We start from the raw sequence: 20,407 nt of genomic DNA on the forward strand, positions 1-20,407 counted from the left end.
AGGAAGGTAGGCGCGGCCGTGCACCGCGAGTAAGTAGTAGTTGTTAATGAAGTGTGTATACGCAGCTTGTGCGTTGGGTATTAAGGGTCGGCTAGAGGCCTACGTAATTCAGATTTTTACGTTACAAGGTTATTTCTGCGACAATACCTCCAGCAGCGGCTGCCCCGTGCAACCATCGGGCTCCTGTATATGGAGCCAGCGCGCCAAGGTAGCTGCAATATCGGTGATTTTAGCCGGAGCCGACGATTCGCCGTGCTTTACATGCCAGCCCCAGAATACCACGGGCACGTGCGTATCGTAGTTACCCGACGAGCCGTGGGTGGTACCCTTATTAATGGGGTACTGATACGATTCCAGCCAGCCTGGTTCCAGCACTACCATCACATCGCCGGAGCGCTTGGGGAAGTACCCATTTTCCAGGTACATCAGCATCCCGCTTTCCCAGTGTGATTTCTGCAAATCCTCGGCTGTTATGGCGCGGGTTACGCCGGCAAAGCCAGTCATCAGCTTAGCTACTTCGCGCTGCATCTGATAGAGGTCTAGCTTTTTCTCCTCAATCAATGGCTGGTTCAGGTACACTTGCTGATTTTCGTAGCTCAATACCCACTTGCCAGCCCCATGCAATTGCACCAGCTTCCGCTGTAAGGAGTCGCGCATGATGCCGGGGCCCACAGAACCTGCCGGAATTCGCTTGTCGCGCAGAAAGTCGGGGGAATGGGCCGCGCCGTGGTCTGCGCTCAAAAATACCAGCACCTGCTTGCGGCCTACGGCCTTGTCAAGGTACTGAAACAAGCGCTCCAGGTCACGGTCGAGCCGCAGGTACGTATCCTCCGTCTCAATAGCATTTGGCCCAAACTGGTGGCCTACGTAGTCGGTGCTGGAAAAGCTCAGGGCCAGGAAGTCGGTTTGGCCGCGCTGGCCTAGCTGCTCAGCTCGTAGCGCCTCCAGGGCAAAGTCCAGGGTGAGCGAGTTTCCGAAGGGCGTCGAGCGGATCAGATCAAGATTGCGGGGCGTTGCCACCGGAGGCTTCTCCCCTTCCGTCTGCATATTCTGCTTAACGGCCGTAATAGGCGCTGCGCTCAGCGTAGGCAGGTCATGAGGAAACACGGGCTTGGCTTCACCCTTAAATGCTCCTTCCCAAGCCACATCATCCGGCGAGCTTTCTGTGTACTGGCCTATGGGCAACAGCGTTTCCCAAGGCTTGCTCAGGTATTGAGCCGCCACCTGCTTCTGGTTGAACTTCTGTACCCAGTCGGGCAGCGTGGTCTGGTAGAATGTGCTGGAGATAAATGCCCCATTCGAGCCATCGTACCAGTAGGCGGCATTAGCCGCGTGTCCGGCCGGAAGAATAGAACCCCGGTCCTTGATGCATACGCCAATTACCTTACTCTGAAAGTTGGTGGCCAGACGCAGCTCATCCGTGATAGTGCTGGTGAGCATGTGGCGCGGCGACTGTTGCCCGGCGGCCACCGTGCCCCCCACGGGCTGCACGGTTTTGTCCTCGGTCACATAGGTACCCTTGCCTTCTTCACGCACCAGCCAGTTATTGCCCACAATGCCGTGCACTGAGGGCGTAGTGCCCGTGTAAATGCTGGCGTGCCCAGGCCCGGTGTACGTAGGCACGTAGTTGTAATGGGCATTTTCATAGCTGAAGCCTTCGCCCAGCAGCCGGCGGAAACCACCGTTTCCGTATTTACTCCAGTAGCGGTAGAGGTAATCGTAGCGCATCTGGTCTACCACTATTCCTACTACCAACTTAGGACGGTCGAGGGATTTAGAGGCTTTCTGGGCGAAAGCGGGCAGAGCCAACGTGGCTGCCAGCAACAGGCTCAGGCGTTTTTTCAAAGCGGAAGGAAGTTTATGGCCTGGAGCAAGCTCCAGCCTAGCACGAGTGCCCAAAGATAGGCCTCAAGCGCGGGAATAACCTCGTCTGCAGCCTTATTAGCCCTGCGCCGTACAGCCATTCTAGGCCACTCCCCGCTTACCCCTTCGTTTACTCCCTGCGTTACAAGCCCCATTTTCATGGCAGAATCAACCTCTTACGCCCTCATTTTTGACATGGATGGCGTCTTGATCAATAATACCTCCTTTCAAGCTCGTGCCTTTCAGCTCTTATTCCGCGACCTAGGCCTCACCACGAATGCGCTCAAGCTGCTGCAGCGGCTCAACGGTATGCCGGCCACCAAAATTCTGGAAACTGTTTTCGCCAATCCGGTTCCGAAGAAACAGCTAGAGACGTACGCCAACCAGCGCGAATTTCTGTACCGCACGCTTTATTGGGAGAAACGCCGGGAAATGCCCGGCCTGACGCAGTTTCTGCAAGACGCCCGCGCTGCTGGCTTCAAAATAGGCCTAGGCACCGGCTCCGGCAACGATACCATTGGCTACATCATCGACCACCTCAACCTGCGCCGGTTCTTCGATGTAGTAGTAACGAAAGATGAAGTGGACCGCGGCAAGCCCCACGCCGACACCTACACAGTAACGGCCCGCGAGCTGGGTGTTCCCCCCGAACGCTGCCTCGTCTTCGAGGATGCGCTTGTAGGCGAACAGGCTGCTTACAAAGCCGGAATGCGCTGCATTGCCCTGAGCACCTCCATCAAACCCGATAAATTTCAGGCGCCTCTGAAAGTCCTCAAAGACTTTACAGAAATCAACTCGGCGCAGGTGCTAGAATTGCTGGAGCAGAACCTACCAATTCCAAAACCCAGCAAGCAGCTAGCTAAGCGTGAATACATGCACCTATAGTGCTTTGACATAACAGTGAGCATTCACCTGTAATTAGTCTCTCCCCTACCCGCACGCCCTACTGACGAAGGAAGCATCTTCTCGCGTCAAAATGAACCCGTTCTAGGCCAGTCACTCCAACGTGAAAAGACTCTTCACAAACTCAGGATGATGTGCTAGGTAATTCAAGTGGCCTAGCCAATAGGCTTACATACACAACAAAAAAGCAAGGCCCGATTCCAGCTGGAATCGGGCCTTGCTTTTTCTTGCGAGACTGTATTAGCGGCTGGAAGCAAGTGCTTCGGCACCACCCACAATTTCGAGAATTTCTGTTGTGATGGCGGCCTGACGCGTACGGTTGTACGTCAGCTTGAGCTGCTTCAGCAGTTCACCAGCGTTTTCGGTGGCTTTCTCCATAGCCGTCATGCGGGCACCATGCTCCGAAGCGTTGCTTTCCAGTACGGCTTTGTACAGCTGCACTTTAATCGACTGCGGAATCAGGGTCTGCACGATTTGCTCTTTCGAGGGCTCGAAGATGTAGTCCACGTTCGAGGCAGCTGGCGCGTTGGCGGGCAGCTCGGCGGGCACCAGCGGCAGTAGCTGCTCAGTGCGCACAATCTGCGTAGCCACGTTCCGGAACTCGTTATACACCATTACCACCTCGTCGTACTGGCCGGTGCGGAAGCCTTCCATCGCCTGCTCGGCAGCTTCCCGTACCGTATCAAACGACAGTTTGCCGAATACGTGCGAGTAGTTGCCCAGCAGCGGCAAGCGCTTACCATAGTACTCGTGGGCCTTGCGGCCGATGGCCAGCACCGTTACGTTACCAGCCGCAGCCTGCGCAGCATAACGCTCCTGAATGGTAGCGTTAACGCCTTTGAAGATGTTGCTGTTGAACGCGCCGGCTAGGCCACGGTCGGAGGTAATGGCAATAATCAGCACGCGGTTCACGTCACGGGCTACCCCGTACTCGCTTACCACATCATCGCCAGCCAGAGCCGTCAGGTTGCCCAGAATGTTATTGAGCCGTTGCGCGTAGGGGCGCAGGCGCAGGATGTTGTCCTGGGCCCGACGCAGCTTAGCCGCGGCTACCATTTTCATGGCTTTCGTGATTTGCTGCGTGCTCTGCACCGACGTGATGCGGCTCCGGACTTCTTTTAAGCTAGCCATTTATCAAGTGTTGATTGTCAGTTGCTGATTGTTGATTGCTGGACGAGCTCTTGAAGAGCTAAACATCCAACAATCAACAACCAACAATCAACCAGTTACTTAGAAGCGTATACTGCCGACAGGTCTTTGGCAACCTGACGGATGGCACCGGTAACGGTGTCGTCCAGCTTGCCAGCCTTCAGTGCCTGCAGCACCTCGGGGTGACGAGTGTTCATTACTTGCACGAACTCCTTCTCGAACTCACGCACCTTGCTTACAGGCACTTGGTCGAGCAGACCGTTGGTAGCGGCGTAGATTACCGCTACCTGATCCTCTACCTTCTGAGGCGAGAACTGAGGCTGCTTCAGAATTTCGAGGTTACGACGGCCACGCTCAATGGTGAGCTTGGTCGAAGCGTCAAGGTCAGAGCCGAACTTGGCGAAGGCCTCCAGCTCACGGAACTGAGCCTGGTCGAGCTTCAGCGTGCCCGATACCTTCTTCATCGACTTGATCTGCGCGTTACCACCTACGCGCGATACCGAGATACCTACGTTGATGGCGGGGCGGATACCCGAGTTGAAGAGGTTGGTCTCGAGGAAGATCTGACCGTCCGTAATCGAAATTACGTTCGTGGGGATGTACGCTGAAACGTCACCAGCCTGGGTTTCGATGAGCGGCAGAGCCGTCAGCGAACCACCACCTTTTACCAAGTGCTTGATGCTCTCTGGTAGGTCGTTCATGTCGCGAGCGATAGTGTCCGAAGCGTTGATCTTCGCGGCACGCTCTAGCAGGCGGCTGTGCAGGTAGAATACGTCACCGGGGTAAGCCTCACGTCCGGGAGGACGACGCAACAACAGCGACACCTCGCGGTAGGCCACAGCCTGCTTCGACAAGTCATCGTATACTACTAGGGCCGGACGGCCGGTATCGCGGAAGAACTCGCCGATGGCAGCACCCGTGAAGGGAGCAAAGAACTGCATGGGAGCAGGGTCAGAAGCCGAAGCCGACACTACTACGGTGTAGTCCATGGCACCACCTTTGGTCAGGGCGTTTACTACCTGAGCTACCGTAGATGCTTTCTGGCCTACGGCTACGTAGATGCAGAAAACTGGCTCGCCGCGGTCGTAGAACTCGCGCTGGTTCAGGATGGTGTCGATAGCTACCGTTGACTTACCCGTCTGACGGTCGCCGATGATCAGTTCGCGCTGACCACGGCCGATTGGAATCATGGCGTCGATAGCCTTGATACCCGTCTGCATGGGCTCGTTTACGGGCTGGCGGTAGATTACACCAGGAGCCTTACGCTCTAGGGGCATATCGTACAGCTCACCAGCAATGGGGCCGCGGCCGTCGATGGCCTGGCCCAGCGTGTTTACCACGCGGCCTACGATGCCTTCGCCAACCTTGATAGAAGCAATTTTATTGGTACGACGTACCGTTGCGCCTTCCCGGATATCGGAGTAGTCGCCGAGCATTACGGCACCTACGTTATCTTCTTCCAGGTTAAGCACGAGGGCCTGCAGGCCATTTTCAAATTCGAGCAATTCCCCCGACTGGGCTTTGCCCAGACCGTAGATGCGGGCTACACCGTCACCTACCTGCAGAACCGTACCAACCTCTTCGAGTTCGGCTTCGGTTTTGAAGTTAGACAGCTGCTCCCGCAGAATGGCGGATACTTCATCCGGACGTACTTCTGCCATGACGCTTATAGTTGAGATTGGTAGGGGTTCTTCGAGAATTCGGTGCGCAGCTTGCGCAACCGGTAACTAACCGAGTCATCGATGAGCCGGTCGCCCACGCGCAGCACGAAGCCGCCAATGAGTTCCGGATCAATTTTCTCGGTGAGCGTGACTTGCTGTAGGCCAGTTTGCTGGCGAACCAGGTTGGTTACTTGCAAGCGGGTGATGGCGTTGAGTGGCATAGCGGTAGTTACCTCAGCCAGCTGCACGCCACGCAGCAGATTGTATTGGGTAAGAAACTCAGCACCGATGTATTCCAGGGCGCTTTCGCGGTTTTTCTGCGTGATGATGGTAAAGAACTTCTCTGTGAGGTTCGATACCTTACCGCCGAACACGGCGTGCAGAATAGCCAGTTTCTTGTCGTGCTTGACGATGGGGTTGCGCAGCAATAAGCGCAGATCCCGGTTCTCGCTCAACACCTTGTTGAACAAGTCCATGTCCTGCTTTACTTGCTCCAGCGTACCCTGCTCCTCGGCCAAATCAAGCAAAGACTTGGCATAGCGGGAGGCAACTCGTAGTTCAGACATTCTTGTAGGAGTTAGGAGCTAGGAGTTAGGAGCCAGAAGAAAAACCGCCGCGGGCTTGCCTCTACTAGCTTCTAGCTCCTGACTTCTTAGTTCAGTTTTACTTCCTGCAGATACGAGTCCACGAGTTGCTGCTGAGCCGGCTGGTCAGTCAGTTCACGGCGCAGGATGCGCTCCGCGATATCGATGGAGAGCTTGGCGGCGGTGCCTTTCACCTCAGCCAAGGCTGCGTTTTTCTCGTTCTGAATGGCTTCGCGAGCTTGCTCAATCATGCGGGCACCTTCTTCGGTAGCCTTGGTTTTGGCTTGCTCGATCAGCTGATTGGATACAGCGGTGGCTTCTTTCAGAATCCGGTCGCGCTCCAAACGGGCTTCAGCTAACAACTTCTCGTTGCCAGCTTTCAGTTCCTGCATTTCCAGCTTGGCCTGGTCGGCCATGCGCAGGGCACCTTCGATTGAGCTTTCACGCTCTTTCAAAGAAGAAAGGATGGGCTTCCAGGCAAACGTGCGCAGCAACAGCAGCACGATACCGAAAATCACCACCTGCCAGAAAATCAGGCCTAATTCGGGATTTACTATGGGAGGCATGAGATAGAAGTGAGTAGTGAATACTATTACTCAAAATGGCGGCTGAGCAGTGTGGCCTAGGCCAGTGTTACTCAGTACCAGAAAGCCAAGGCAGCCCGCTGCGCCGTGCGCTGAAGCGACGCGCAGCGGGCTGCTCCTGTACTATCTCAATGCTTACAGATTAAACGAAATCAGCAAGCAAACTACTACTGCGAACAGAGCCAGACCTTCGATCAGAGCCGCTACGATTAGCATGGCAGTTTGGATTTTGCCTGAAGCTTCTGGCTGACGGCCAATGGCTTCCATAGCCTGACCACCGATACGACCGATGCCCAGACCGGCACCCAAAGCAACCAGACCAGCACCAATAGCAGCACCGAATACGGCCAGACCAGCGGAATTAGTAATGGCCTGCAACAACAGAGAAAGAAGCATAAAACAAAGGTTTGGGGAAGTGAAAAACGAAAAAATCAGGAGGGGAAAACTACTTAGTGTGCAGCGTGGGCGTTATCAGCGCCGTCGCCACCACCCATTTGGTAATCAGCATCATGGTGCTCTTCAACTGCGCCACCAATGTACATGGCCGTCAGCAGCGTGAAGATGTAGGCCTGTAGAATAGCCACCAGCAGCTCCAGCATGTTGATGAACAAACCGAAGGCGATTGACACCGGGCTAACTGCGACGCTCTTGAAGATGAAGATGAGCGAGATAAAGCTCAGGATTACAATGTGGCCCGCCGTGATGTTAGCGAACAAACGAACCATCAGGGAGAACGGCTTTACGAAGATGCCGATAACCTCCACGGGAATCATGATGGGCAACAGAGCCTTCGGTACGCCGGGCGTAGCGAAAATGTGGTGCCAGTAGTTTTTGTTGGAGCTAAACAGCGTCACCAGCAGCGTGATAACGGCCATGGTAAGCGTCACGGCAATGTTGCCGGTCAGGTTAGCGGCACCGGGCAGGAGGCCCAACAGGTTGTTAAACCAAATGAAGAAGAACACCGTCAGCAGATACGGCATGTAACGCTCGTACTTCGGTCCGATAGACTTCTTGGCCACCTCGTCGCGGATGAATACGATCAGAGGTTCGAAGAACGACTGAATACCACGAGGAGCACCAGTGCCGCGCTTAGCGTACCCACGAGCTACTGCCGTGAACACCAGCAGCAGAATAGCGGCGCTTAGCATCAGTGAGGCTACGTTCTTGGTAATAGAGAAGTCGTACACCTTGCCACCATCTTCTGCCTCTAGCTTTTCGTGCTCCAGTTTCAGGCCATCATACACCTTGCCCTCGGCGAGGTTACGCGACGAAAACACGGAAACACCTTTGCCAGGACGGAAGGCAATAACGGGCAGGTAGGTGGTGAAATGATCGTTGTCGGTGGAGAACCAGTGCCACTCGTGCGAATCACCAATGTGGTGCAGAATCATGTCGCCGGGACGGAACTCCTCCGTCTTGGCACCCTCCGCGGCAGCGGAGCCATGCTCTTGAGCAAAAACGGGAAGCGAAAGAATGCAAAAGAGAGCTATCAGTAAACGCTTCATTCAGTGGGATTTAGGGTGGGCTTCACAAAAAACTCATTTTGTGGTTTCACCCGGTTTTGAAAACGGGCGCAAGTTACTCAGAACGCTCCAGACTTCAAACCCAGCAAAGAGAAAATACAGGACGAAGAAGCTCCCTAGGAAGGCCCAGCGGGCGTCGCCTTCTTTCCCTCCTCCCTTAAAAAGGTACACTAGCACCAGTACCAGCGATAAAAGTAGCCGCACAACCATGGTGCCGAAGTAGGCCACTAAAAAATTATCGGGGTTCGCCTGCACCAGCTTTGCCGTCACCCGATAAGTCAGGAAGGTGAGTACGGCGAAGAAGGCAAATGTGTAAGGCGTGAACGGATGGATGATGCGCGGCCCAAACTGGCTGTGCAGCGCATACAACACAAAACCGATCAGTAGGCAGAAAATCAGGTAAGAGCGAAGAAATGCTTTCACGGGCGAGGCTATTGATCTTTCGTGACGGAGCGAATCACATTATATAAGGCGGCGAACAGGCCTAGCAGCATCAGGGCCACCGTAAACCAGGGCGTTTTGGTTTGAAAGTGCCCGTCGAGCCAATAACCCGCCCAAGTACTCAGGCCAATGGTAGCCAGCATTTGGATACCGATGCCCGAATAGCGGGCAAAGCTGCGGAGCCGATCAGATGAGGAGTCTGCCTCGGTGGGTTTGCGGGGTGCAGGGGTGGGCGTTGGCATGGTGGGGAGCTACCAAATGGGATGCAAAAGTACGAGGATGCGCGTAGGTAGTTGGCTACCCTGACCTAGGCCACTGCCAGAACCCGAAAAAGCTGGGAATCTGCGGCTAACGATGGTCAAAAATTAATGCCGTAATTTTACCCGTAGTGGCGCGTTACAGGAAAGAGTGCCTTTGCCCCGAACGAACTGGGGCAGATGGCGCGTTTTCTGTTTGCTCTCCCTCCCGAGCCTTTAAGCTGCCTTGTGACGAAACCGACGACTCTTTCGCTTCTCCGTTTTCTCTCTGCTCCTACCGCAGCATTGCTGCTGGCTGGCGTGGTTAGCTGTTCCTCGGAGCGCCGCTCTCTGGTAGGCCACGCCTATGACAACGTAGTAGCTCGCGACAACGCGTATTTCTTGGCGCGCGAGAAGATGCACGCCACCGAAGAAGCCTTATACAAGGCTCGCGTGAATGACTACAACCGGGTGCTGCCGCTCTTCCCCACCCTCGACGAGGCCACCGTGGGGCGCATTGCGGCGGATATGGAAGACATCATTAAGAAGTCGTCGCTGCCTATCCAACACCGCCCCGGCTCCGACTGGACCGATGACAGCTATATATTAGTAGGCAAAGCCCGCTTTTATAAAGCGGAGTATGAGGATGCAGCCAAGACGTTTAAATACGTTAACACCACCAGCACCGACCCCAATGCACGGCACGAGGCCTTAATATGGCTGATGCGCACTTTTTTAGCGACCAAAGAGCTGGAAAGCGCCGCGGCCGTGTCAGATATTCTCGATAAAGAGCAAGGTACCCCGCTCAATGCCCGGGAGCTGTTCCTGACGCGGGCCGAGTACTATTTGCTGACCGGCGACCAGCCTAAGGCTATTGACCAGCTAGAACGCGCCATTCCGCTTATCACGCCTAAAAATGAGCAGTCGCGCACGCGCTACATTCTGGCGCAGCTATACCAAGCCCAAGGCGACGACAAGAAAGCCTATGCGGAGCTGAATCAGATCCTGAAGAAAAACCCGCCCTACGAGCTAGACTTCTTCAGCAAGCTCATGCTAGGCCAGGTATCCGACCTTAACCAAAATGATCGGGCGCGGCTGGATAAGTATTTCACGAAGCTGCTCAAGGATACCAAGAACAAGGAGTATCAGGATAAGATTTACTACGAAATGGCGCGGCTTAACTACCGGCAGCAGCGCTACCCAGAGGCACTGGCGCTGCTGGAGAAATCGGCCCGCGTCCCTACTCCTAGCCGTACGCAGAAGTCATACACCTATTTATTAGCAGGGCGCATTTACTACGAGAACCTGCAGCGCTACCGTTTAGCCGCGGCTTATTACGATAGTACGGTGCAGGCCATGCCCAAGGAAGCGCCGGAGTACGCAGCCATTTCGGAGCGAGCTGCCACACTAAAGGATTTTGCCCAGCAGATCAACATTGTTGAAACTCAGGATAGCTTGCAGGCTCTGGCCCGCTTAGATACTGCTACGCTCAGAACGCGGTTAGTGGCCTACGCCCAAGCCGAACTAGATGTGCGGCGGAAGGCAGAAGAGGCTGTAGCAGCGCGGCAGGCCCGGGATGCCCAACGCGACCTGCAGACCTCTACCGGTGTTAGCACGGCCCGCGACGGCCAGCCGAACATTGACCCCATGGCCTTCGCGGACATGAGCACGGGAGCTAAGTGGTACTTCGACAACCCTACCTCGCTGAGCACTGCTCGTAGCGAGTTTATCCGGAAGTGGGGCGACCGTCCGCTGCAGGATAACTGGCGCTTTGTAACCCAAGCCAGCAACTCAGCGGTTACCCAGCAAGGTGGCAACGTGCCAGTATCTATTGCCGGAACCAGTAATACAGTTGTTAATGCCCCAGGTCTAGGTTCCCAGGGCACGTCAACTGATGCCATCGACCCAACGGCGGCACTGGTGGCCGGTTATCGGCAAAACATTCCGCTCACTGAAGTGCAGATGCAGGCTTCCCAGGCCCAAGTACAGGAAGCGCTTTACCAGTTGGGCGGTATCTATAATCAACAGTTGCGGGAGCCAGTTCCGGCCGCAGAAACCTACGAGAAGCTCCTAACACGCTTCCCGAAAGGCACCCATACTGCCGAAACGCTCTACATCCTCTACCTAATCCATAAAAACCAGAACCAGTCTGCCAAAGCCGAGGGCTACGCTGAACGTCTGCGGCAGGGTTACCCCAATTCCTCCTACGCCCGTCTAGTCGCGGACCCGGAGTATCTGCGCCATACATCCATTGCCAATGCGCAGGTGAGCATTCTGGTCGACTCGGCCTTTACCTTCTATAAAAAGCAGGAGTTTACGAAGGCCTCTGCCGTATTAGTTCGTGCCAAGAAGCAATATCCGGAAAACGACCTCAACGACCGGGTGGCCTTCCTCAACACTTTACTCTCCATCCGGACCCAGCCGCCTGCTACTGCCAAGGCTTCCGTAGAGAAGTTCGCTAAAGATTATCCGGAAAGTGCCTTGGCCCCTCAGGCGGCTACCCTGCTTACGGTATACAACGATTATGAAGCAGGCAAAATAACGGGGGCCTTGGCTTCTATGGACAAGCCTGTTGTGTCGGCTTTCAAACCGGGAGAAGTAGAGAATCGGATGCGTATTTACTACGCCGAGAATGAGTCGCCGGTGCAACCTAAGGCAACTAACGCAGCAGTTCCCGCCGCTTCAACCCCGCTCGCTACACCAGGTAGCGCGCCTGCCAGCAGTCCCTCACGGCCTGGGGCCATTACGCCTGGCAAAGCAGCGCCTGAGGTGCCCACCGCTCCGGTTGCCCCTGTACCGGAGCCCGTCACTGCTCCTGCAGAACCCTCTGCTACTCCAGTAGCACCGCCAGTTGATCCGGTTAAAGCGGCACGTATGGCGGCAGCCCAGGCTCGAGCACGTGGTAAAAAGGTGCCAGCTCCCGCAAAAACGCCTGCTACCTCTACTGCCCCGGCCCCAGCACCTACCACAGCACCGGACGCTACTACAACTCCAGTAGCAACTCCTCCAAGTGCTTCACCCTCATCTGCAGCTCCGGCCTCGGCTCCCACTACTCCTGTAACCCCGCCGGCCAAGCCTGCTACTCCCTATAAAGCTGATCAGGCTAGTGCGCATGTTGTTGCCTTGGTATTTCCGAAAGGAGCAGCACCACTCCAAGACCTGCCCAACCAATTAGGGGCCTACAACACTCGTTACTTCAAGGTAAACAACCTACAGGTGGCGCAACAGCCCTTAGGCGATACCCAGGAACTTGTGCTAATTCAGAGCCTGCCTGGTGCGAAAGTTGCTCAGAGCTACGCCACCAAACTGCGGGGCCCTCAGTCGCCCATGAGCAAGTTGCGTGGCGCGGGTTACCAAACCCTTGTAATCAGTATTGATAACTTGCCGCTTCTTCTCCAGACCAAAGACCTGGAGGAATACCAGCGTTTTTACCAGCAGAACTACCGCTAGTCTGAGAGTGGGGTAACCGCTGTACTCGCCTGCAGTGGCCTAGAGCCCGGTGGTCAGCAAACGCCCTGCTTTAGTCAAGCATTTTTCAACACTTATCACACCAATGGCTTATCCTGCCACCAAGAAAGCTAAATCAACTGCCCGAAAGCCTAACTCTAGCGGCCGCTTCACGGGTATCACCCGCACCTTCTGGGTGTTGTTTGGCGCCGGAATCTTGGGGCTGATTTTATATGTGCTGGCCGTTAGTGTCAATTTCCTGAATCTCTTTGGGCGTATGCCCAACCTCAAGACTTTAGAGAATCCCAAGAGTGAGCTAGCTTCTGAAATCTACTCGGCAGATGGGGTACTCATGGGTAAGTATTTTCATGAAAACCGCACTCCCGCCGAATATGAGGAATTGCCTCAGCACCTCGTCGATGCCCTTATAGCAACTGAAGACGCTCGGTTCGAGGAACACTCTGGTATTGACCTGAAAGGACTTGGCCGGGCCGCCATGGGCATCGTAACGTTCCGCAAAAGCGGCGGAGCATCTACTCTTACCCAGCAAGTAGCGAAGATGCTCTTCCGCACTCGGGAAGACCTGAACGATGGCGCACTGAATGATGTACCTGGCCTACGCATGATTATCATCAAGACCAAGGAATGGATCATGGCGGTGCGCCTGGAGCGAAACTATACTAAGCGCGAAATCTTGCGCATGTACCTCAATACGGCTGAATACGGGTCTAACGCCTTCGGTATTACGGTAGCCGCTAAAACCTTCTTCAATAAGAAGCCTGCCAACCTCAAGCTAGAAGAAGCTGCTCTGCTGGTAGGCGTTGTAAATGGTCCTTCCTGGTTCAATCCGGTGCGGAACCCCGAGCGCTCTAAGCGCCGGCGCAACTGGGTACTGAGCCAGATGAACAAGTATCATTACATCGACGAGCCCACTTATCAGAAAGCAGTTGCTAGGCCTATTGCCCTAGACTATAAGGTAGAAAACCAGAACGAAGGTATTGCGCCTTACTTCCGGGTGGAGGTTAGCAAAATGCTGAAAGCCTGGGCTAAGGAAACCGACCATGATTTGTATGCCGATGGTCTGAAAATCTACACGACCATTGATTCTCGCATGCAGAAGTATGCTGAGGGGGCAGTAGCAGAGCATATGAAACTGCAGCAAAAATGGTTTGACCAGCAATGGAAAGGCCAGCAGCCCTGGCGAGATGAAAACGGCAAAGTCATTCCAAACTTTCTCAGTTCCAGCATCCAGCGCACTGAGCGCTATAAGTCGCTCTTCAACCGCTACGAGGGTAACAAGGACTCCATCAAATACTATCTGAACAAGAAGTATAAGATGAAGGTGTTCACCTGGCAGGGTGGCGAGAAGGAAGTACTCATGTCACCGATGGACTCCCTGGCTTACTACAAGCGCATTCTGCATTCCGGCTTCATGGCCATGAACCCCCTGAATGGGCAAGTAAAGGCTTGGGTGGGGGGCATCAACTTCAAATACATCAAGTATGACCACGTAAAGCAGGGCAAGCGGCAGCCGGGCTCCACGTTCAAGCCCTTCGTGTATGTCGCGGCTATCGACCAGGGCTACTCCCCTTGCTACCAGCGCCCTGATGTGCCCACCACCTTCCCGGCAGAGCGGGGCCGCCCAGCTTATACGCCCAAGAACTTTGAAGGCAGCTACTCCGGCCGCTCGTTTACGCTACGCCAAGCGCTAGCGCGCTCCATGAACTCTATTACGGCGTGGCTGGTGCAGAAGCTGGAGCCCGCAACAATTGTGAGCTACGCTAAACGCCTAGGCATTACGTCTCCTATTGAAGCAGTGCCAGCCGTTGGTTTCGGCTCTTCTGATGTGAGCATCTACGAGCTGGCTGGGGCCTACAGCACCTTCGTAAATAAAGGGGTGTGGACTTCCCCCATGATGGTTACCCGAATTGAGGACAAGAATGGCAACGTACTGCGTGACTTCATGCCACAAACCCGCGAAGCCCTCAGCGAGGAAACCGCTTATCTAATGACCTATATGCTCCGTGGTGCTACCGAGGAGCAGGGCGGCACTTCTATCATCCTAAAGAACGGTTTCAAATTTCCTTATGAGATGGGGGCGAAAACCGGTACCACTAGCAACTACTCCGACGGCTGGTTTATGGGCCTAACGCCGGATCTGGTTTGTGGTATGTGGGTAGGTGGTGAAGACCGCAGCGTCCACTTCCGCACGGGCGCCTACGGTCAGGGGTCACGCTTGGCACTGCCTATTTATGGGTTGTTTATGCGGAAGGTATACTCCGATAAAAGCATTGGCATTAATACCGGTCCGTTCCCAAAACCAGAGAAGCCGCTCAGCATAGAAATTGACTGCTCTCGCTACTATGGTGGCAGTGCTCAGCGCGACACCATTCCTTATGACCAAAAGCTGAACCAAGTGGATTTGAATGATCTACAGGATCAGGACATTTAATCTACTTTTTGGGCGCGATTTACGGGTGGCAGGTGTTTTTCACCTGCCACTTTTTTGTTATTACCGCTCAATTCTGCCTGCTGCACTGGCCTAGCCGAACAAAAGGCGCGCAACTGAGTACTCTGACAACACCCCGATTCAAGCATAATGGCTGCCAAAGACCATCTACAGGATCAAATTCGCCAGCTTCCCCACCGGCCTGGCGTGTATAAGTATTTCGACGTTACGGATACCATCATTTACGTGGGTAAAGCCATTGACCTGCGCAAGCGGGTGAGTAGCTACTTCACGAAGCAGGACCACAATAAGAAGACCCAACAACTGGTCAAGAATATTGACCGGATTGAGTTCACTATTGTTGACTCCGAGTCAGATGCCTTTCTGCTGGAAAATAACCTGATCAAACAGCATCAGCCGAAGTACAATATTCTACTGAAGGATGGTAAAACATACCCTTACCTGCTGCTGACAAACGAACGTTTTCCACGGCTCATTCCTACGCGTAACAAGAAGCCCGGCGATGGCCGCTACTATGGACCTTACGCTAACGTAACCGGTATGAACCTGCTGCTGGAACTGATTAGGTCACTATATCCGCTCCGCACCTGTACCTACAACCTATCACCCCAAAACGTAGAAGCCGGCAAGTTCAAAGTGTGTCTGGAATACCACTTGGGCAATTGCAAAGGCCCATGTGAAGGTCTGCAGGATGAGGAAACCTATAACCAGTATATCCAACAGATCCGGCAGATCCTGAACGGCGACCTACGCCTGCCCAAACAGTACTTCCGTGAGAAGATGATGCAGGCCGCGCAGGATCAGCAATATGAGCTAGCCCATCAATTCAAGCAGAAGCTCGACAAGCTCGATGAGTTTCAAGCTAAGAGTACTATCGTTAACGCTTCGCTTTCTAACATCGACGTCTTTAGTATCGCCTCGAACGAAAAGTCTGCCTTCATCAACTATCTCAAGGTGATGAATGGCAGCATTATCTTGACTCAGTCAGTGGAGGTACAAAAGAAGCTAGATGAGCCTGATGAAGAGATTCTAACTTCTATGATTATGCAGATGCGGGAGGAGTTTGAAAGCCAGTCGAAGGAAATCCTTACGAACGTAGCAGTTCCGACTTTGCCTCTTCCGTCTGTTACGGTCACTCAACCCCAAATTGGCGACAAACGCAAACTGTTAGAGCTTAGCCTGAAAAACGTGCTTTACCTGCGCAAGGAGAAGGAAAGCATGAATGACCGGAGCAAAGACCTGAATGAAGTCCGCATCATGGAGACTATCAAGAAGGACTTACGCCTTACGGAGCTTCCTAAGCACATTGAATGCTTCGACAACTCTAACTTCCAAGGCGACAATCCTGTGGCTGCCATGGTGTGTTTCCGTAACGCTAGGCCTAGTAAGAAGGATTACCGGCATTACCACATCAAAACCGTAGTCGGTCCCAACGACTTCGACTCTATGTATGAAGTAGTAAGCCGCCGGTACCGGCGTTTGGTTGATGAAGGGGCCAGCCTTCCGCAACTTGTTATTGTCGACGGCGGCAAAGGCCAATTGAGCATGGCAGTAAAAGCGTTGAAAGACCTGAACCTGTGGGGTCAGATAGCAGTGATTGGTATTGCTAAACGCCTAGAAGAGATCTATGTCCCCAACGACCCGTTACCGCTTTACATTGATAAGAAAAGCGAGTCCCTACGTCTGTTCCAGCGTATGCGCGACGAAGTTCACCGCTTTGGCATCACCTTCCACCGCAGCCGTCGTGATGCGGCTACGTTGAAAACAGAGCTTACTGATGTAAAAGGCCTAGGCCCCATAACTGCTGATAAGCTGCTGACTAAGTTCAAATCTGTCAAAAAGATTAAGGAACTCTCGGAGCCAGAATTAGTCGCAGAAGTAGGAAAAGCTAAAGCTAGAATCCTGTTGGACTATTTTAGCCAGAACGAATAGCGTATAGGCAACAATAAAAAAGCCCTCACAGAATATCCGTGAGGGCTTTTTACTTAACTCTGTTGTGGTCTAGAAGCTCCAGAGGTTATACTCATATTCGATCAGGTCGGCTGCAGCTTGCTGCGAAGCAAGGATACCTTCCCGCTCACCACCATAGATGTCCGAGAGGCGGGCATCATTGGGGTTAGAAACTTTCACGATATAGGAGTTGAACAACCAGAGTTCGAAAGCATCCGCCAGGTTTTTATGCTGAGCGTCGTTCTGTGGATTGAACCAAATGGCTTTGTCTGGATTGGCGCGGAATACCTTTACAAGGTCGCTGTATTTGAAAGTACCGATTGGCTTTTCAATACCCGAAACGTTAGAGCTCAACGTAGACGGAACTAGCAGCGTGATGCACTTGATATCGTGATACATCCGCGACCGTTTCTTGTCGAAGATCATATCTTCCTTCAATTCCATCTGGTAGATGTCCTTGGGACGATACTCGTAGCTCGGCGCAGCAGCTGGCTTCGCTGGAGCAGCAGCTACCGTTTCATAAATGATCCGGCCTTTGCTATCCTTCAACGGCTTGCCGTTAGCGCCAAGTTTAGGACGCTTGGTGGCCGCAGGCTTTGGGCCCCAATCGTCTGCTCCCGTGTCTTCGGTAAAACCGGCAGCTCTTTCCTCATCGCTCAAACCAGCATTGGCCTCAGCATATGATACGTTAGAGGTAACCTCCTTTGAAGAGAAAGTAGATGTTAATGAGTCGTTCCGATAGGCCTGCAGCTCACCGCGTTTTACGGCGTCCAAGATTACCTTGCTAATTTCCCTGCCTTCAGAGAACATTGGTTTGTTCTGCTTTTCGCGCAGGTCAATTGCACGCCAAATCGTTTTCCGGAACATAATGTCCGAGTTCGGAATTGGGCGGTACGAGCCATTGCTGCTCGCGGTGGTAGCTTGTTCCTGAGCCGAAGCTGCCACCGACAGCGCTAGGCCAGCCGTCAGAGCGGCAAAGGAGAGGAATTTGTTCATACCAGGGTAATCAAAAAAACGTAGCGGTTAGTTCAGATCAATAACGCTTAGAGTAGCGGAATATTGAACTGCTTGGAAACGTTTACTTGCTCCGTGTTGCCTTGGAAGTTCATACGCTGCACCTCTTTTACTTCGATGTACAGACGGTCACCTTCGCGAGCTGAGTTTACTACGCTGCTCAGGTCGACGTTAGGACCATTTACAGGTATAGTTGGTAGAGCAGGACGACGGCCACGTACCAGGGTTACTTCGTAGCGAGTTACACGGAACTTAGCATCGTCCGGCAGGAAGGTAGAGAAGCCGGCATCAGCTACGGCACGAAGCTGCATGTTACGCACAGCCGTGATAGGAGTACCCTGCTTTTCGTTAGCCTCGCGGCCACCTACGATGCACTTAATTTCAGGCTTAGGAATCGGACGAACTTCGAACGTCTGCGAGCCGATAGCATTACCACCGCTGCTAACACTTAGCGTTACTTGCTTCGAGTTCGGTACCAGAGTAACCTCGCCCTTAGCTGAACCTTTAATTGTGCTAGCACCCGAAGCCGAGAAGCTAGGATCATACTGAGCACCTAGAGCAGGTACCTGTACGCTCAGCTTGTTACCGCACTTGAAATAAAGAGCTTGTACAGAAGCCGACTGGATCTGCATTACAGGCTTAGTAACAGTATAAGGAACCGTTACTTTGAAGGTCGTGTCACGACCGTTCTGCTTGAAACGGATGGTGCCAGTCCACTGTGCCTTAGCGTTACCAGCTGCATCAAAGCTACCGGGGCGGGCCGTGAATTCAACTTTACCTTTACCGTCAGATCCTACTGACAGGGGCGAACCATTCAGCGTCATGCTTGGGTTCAGGCCCGAAGCAGATGCCGTCAGAAACAATTCTGCTTTGTATTTCGTACCAGCAGCAACGGTATTCGATTCTGCGCTAGCGAAGGCACCGATCTTGTCAAATACAATTACGCTACCACCAACCTTTGCGGCCTGTGCAGCTAATGCATCAGACTCGTACTTTAATACTTCGGCTTCTTTCTGAGAAAGAACAGCTAGTGCTGCTACAACAGGCGTGTTCTCGAAGTTCAGTTCAGCAAAATTCTTGCTTTTCTGCTCCGGATCAGTCACCATAGCATCTTCACGAGCATCAAGCGCTAAAGGACCAGCATTAGGAACGAATTGCTTGATGTAGGAAGAATACTTATTAAGTTCTTCCTTCATCTTATATGCCTCGCCATTACGGGTGCCACCAAGCATGGTGATGGCTACCTTGTCTTCGGCGCTCATATTTTTAAATTCGTTTTTGCCTTTGTTCTCCGTAGCGGTGAGCAGTTTGCTACGTACCTCGTCCAGATACGAAACCATTTGTTTCGTACGGTCCCGGATCTCCTGGCTCTGCTTCAGAACTGCAAGGTCCCGAGCCTGGTTACGGTTCTTTTCAACTTGCGCTTGAATTCCTTTTACTGCTCCTTCGTTCGCATTCGATACTTTATCGTTGATGGAGCCGAGGCTTTCGTCGAGGAATTTAAATTTAAGTAGAATTGCTGAGTTTACTTGAAGGGCCAGAAGAGCGGTGAGTACCAAGTACATCATCCCGATCATCTTCTGCCGTGGAGTCTCTTTACCTCCCGCCATCTTGTCTTACCTATCTATATGGGGTGAACTAAACCTGAAGTTGTCAAGCAAGACTAGCCTTAGCTGGTAGCGCGCATGGCGTTCAGCATGTTGCCGTACACGCGGTTGAGCGAGCTGAGGTTGGTAGTCAGGCTGGTAACTTCCTGCTTGAACTGCTCAGTCTCTTTACCGGCTTCAGTCAGGTTTTCCATAGCCTGCGACAGAGTGCCATAGAACTTGTTCATGGATTTGAGGTGCGTGTTAGCATCCTGCAGTTCCATTTCGTACACTGCATTCAGAGCGCCCAAGTTCTTGGTTACGTTCTGCACTTGCAGGTGGTATTCTTTAGCATCGCTCGTAGCGTCGGCCATAGCCGTCATAGCCTGAGCAGTTTTGCCGTAAGCCTCATTGATACGCTCCAATGACTGGGCAGCCGAACGAACTTTCGTCGTATACTCGTCGGTAGCGCTAGTAGCATCACCGAGAGTCGAGAGTTGCTGAGTAGTAGTGCTCAAGCGGTTCAGGCCCTGGCCCAGCGAAGCAATAGCCTCTGGAGTTACGTTAGCATCTTTCAGCATGTCGTCCAGCTTACGGGTCAGGCCCGTGCCGGTGCTGCTTTGCTCAACGAATTTATTGCTATTAGTAGAGGGGTCGTAACCTTCGCTCAGCTCGGGATACACCAGTGACCAGTCTACCTCTTTAGCATTGGGTTGGAATGCGCTCAAGAAGAAGATCAGGGCTTCAGTGCCTAGTCCAACCATCAGCATTACGTCAGCACCTTTCCAGTGCAGAATTTTAAACAATGCTCCGATGATTACGACTGCGGCCCCGATGCCATACACCTTGGGCATAACCACGTCATACATGAAGTTACCGCCTTTTGCTGCCATGTTAGTAAGAAATTAAAAAAGAGAAGTTGGTGAGTTGATTGACTAAGAAGAAAAATGCAGAAGGTGTAAGTAGGGGGTCGTTAGGTTAAGAAACGAAGCTCAA

General features: G+C 53.2%; 16 protein-coding genes. 4 read left to right on the forward strand and 12 right to left on the reverse strand.

Going from position 1 to position 20,407, the window contains the following annotated elements:
- Positions 1-129: 129 nt before the first annotated feature.
- A complete protein-coding gene (gene pafA / locus EU557_RS19885; protein WP_135532231.1) occupies positions 130-1,845 on the reverse strand; it encodes an alkaline phosphatase PafA in 1,716 nt (571 codons plus the stop codon).
- Positions 1,846-2,022: 177 nt separating this feature from the next.
- Here pafA and EU557_RS19890 point away from each other — a divergent pair, with 177 nt between their 5' ends.
- Complete coding sequence (locus EU557_RS19890; RefSeq protein WP_135532232.1) at positions 2,023-2,748, forward strand: HAD family hydrolase; 726 nt, start codon at positions 2,023-2,025, stop codon at positions 2,746-2,748.
- Positions 2,749-3,006: 258 nt separating this feature from the next.
- On the opposite strand, the gene atpG is transcribed toward EU557_RS19890, so the two are convergent.
- The 8 genes from atpG to EU557_RS19930 all read right to left on the reverse strand — a co-directional run bounded on the left by atpG (position 3,007) and on the right by EU557_RS19930 (position 8,950).
- Complete coding sequence (gene atpG, locus EU557_RS19895) at positions 3,007-3,897, reverse strand: ATP synthase F1 subunit gamma (RefSeq protein ID WP_135532233.1); 891 nt, start codon at positions 3,895-3,897, stop codon at positions 3,007-3,009.
- Positions 3,898-3,992: 95 nt separating this feature from the next.
- Positions 3,993-5,576: a F0F1 ATP synthase subunit alpha gene (gene atpA / locus EU557_RS19900; protein WP_135532234.1), complete on the reverse strand. Its 1,584-nt coding sequence runs from the start codon at positions 5,574-5,576 to the stop codon at positions 3,993-3,995.
- Positions 5,577-5,581: 5 nt separating this feature from the next.
- The gene (atpH, locus tag EU557_RS19905; protein WP_135532235.1) at positions 5,582-6,142 is read right to left on the reverse strand and encodes an ATP synthase F1 subunit delta; all 561 of its coding nucleotides are present in this window, start codon (positions 6,140-6,142) and stop codon (positions 5,582-5,584) included.
- Positions 6,143-6,228: 86 nt separating this feature from the next.
- The gene (locus EU557_RS19910; RefSeq protein WP_135532236.1) at positions 6,229-6,726 is read right to left on the reverse strand and encodes a F0F1 ATP synthase subunit B; all 498 of its coding nucleotides are present in this window, start codon (positions 6,724-6,726) and stop codon (positions 6,229-6,231) included.
- A 153-nt stretch (positions 6,727-6,879) separates the two neighbouring features.
- Complete coding sequence (atpE, locus tag EU557_RS19915; RefSeq protein WP_019946527.1) at positions 6,880-7,140, reverse strand: ATP synthase F0 subunit C; 261 nt, start codon at positions 7,138-7,140, stop codon at positions 6,880-6,882.
- A 53-nt stretch (positions 7,141-7,193) separates the two neighbouring features.
- Entirely contained in the window at positions 7,194-8,249 is a 1,056-nt protein-coding gene (atpB, locus tag EU557_RS19920; RefSeq protein WP_135532237.1) for a F0F1 ATP synthase subunit A, read from the reverse strand.
- A gap of 33 nt (positions 8,250-8,282) precedes the next feature.
- A complete protein-coding gene (locus EU557_RS19925; protein WP_135532238.1) occupies positions 8,283-8,690 on the reverse strand; it encodes a hypothetical protein in 408 nt (135 codons plus the stop codon).
- 8 nt (positions 8,691-8,698) lie between these two features.
- On the reverse strand, positions 8,699-8,950 hold the full coding sequence (locus EU557_RS19930; protein WP_135532239.1) for an AtpZ/AtpI family protein: 252 nt from the start codon (positions 8,948-8,950) through the stop codon (positions 8,699-8,701).
- Between the two features lie 243 nt (positions 8,951-9,193).
- On the opposite strand from EU557_RS19930, the gene porW reads away from it, so the two are divergent.
- From porW to uvrC, 3 genes are all read left to right on the forward strand, one after another.
- On the forward strand, positions 9,194-12,394 hold the full coding sequence (gene porW / locus EU557_RS19935) for a type IX secretion system periplasmic lipoprotein PorW/SprE (RefSeq protein ID WP_167855288.1): 3,201 nt from the start codon (positions 9,194-9,196) through the stop codon (positions 12,392-12,394).
- Positions 12,395-12,497: 103 nt separating this feature from the next.
- Positions 12,498-14,843, forward strand: coding sequence for a penicillin-binding protein 1A (locus EU557_RS19940; RefSeq protein ID WP_135532241.1), 2,346 nt, complete (start codon positions 12,498-12,500; stop codon positions 14,841-14,843).
- A gap of 147 nt (positions 14,844-14,990) precedes the next feature.
- Entirely contained in the window at positions 14,991-16,793 is a 1,803-nt protein-coding gene (uvrC, locus tag EU557_RS19945) for an excinuclease ABC subunit UvrC (RefSeq protein WP_135532242.1), read from the forward strand.
- Between the two features lie 69 nt (positions 16,794-16,862).
- Here the strand turns inward: uvrC and porN are convergent, their stop codons facing one another.
- Genes porN through porL form a run of 3 tightly spaced genes read right to left on the reverse strand, consistent with a single transcriptional unit; the run spans position 16,863 to position 20,304 of the window.
- Positions 16,863-17,807: a type IX secretion system ring subunit PorN/GldN gene (gene porN / locus EU557_RS19950; RefSeq protein WP_135532243.1), complete on the reverse strand. Its 945-nt coding sequence runs from the start codon at positions 17,805-17,807 to the stop codon at positions 16,863-16,865.
- Between the two features lie 47 nt (positions 17,808-17,854).
- Complete coding sequence (porM, locus tag EU557_RS19955) at positions 17,855-19,435, reverse strand: type IX secretion system motor protein PorM/GldM (RefSeq protein ID WP_135532244.1); 1,581 nt, start codon at positions 19,433-19,435, stop codon at positions 17,855-17,857.
- Positions 19,436-19,494: 59 nt separating this feature from the next.
- Entirely contained in the window at positions 19,495-20,304 is an 810-nt protein-coding gene (gene porL, locus EU557_RS19960) for a type IX secretion system motor protein PorL/GldL (RefSeq protein WP_135532245.1), read from the reverse strand.
- Positions 20,305-20,407: the final 103 nt, after the last annotated feature.

It is taken from the genome of Hymenobacter wooponensis (genome assembly GCF_004745865.1).
Taxonomy (GTDB): Bacteria; Bacteroidota; Bacteroidia; order Cytophagales; family Hymenobacteraceae; genus Hymenobacter; species Hymenobacter wooponensis.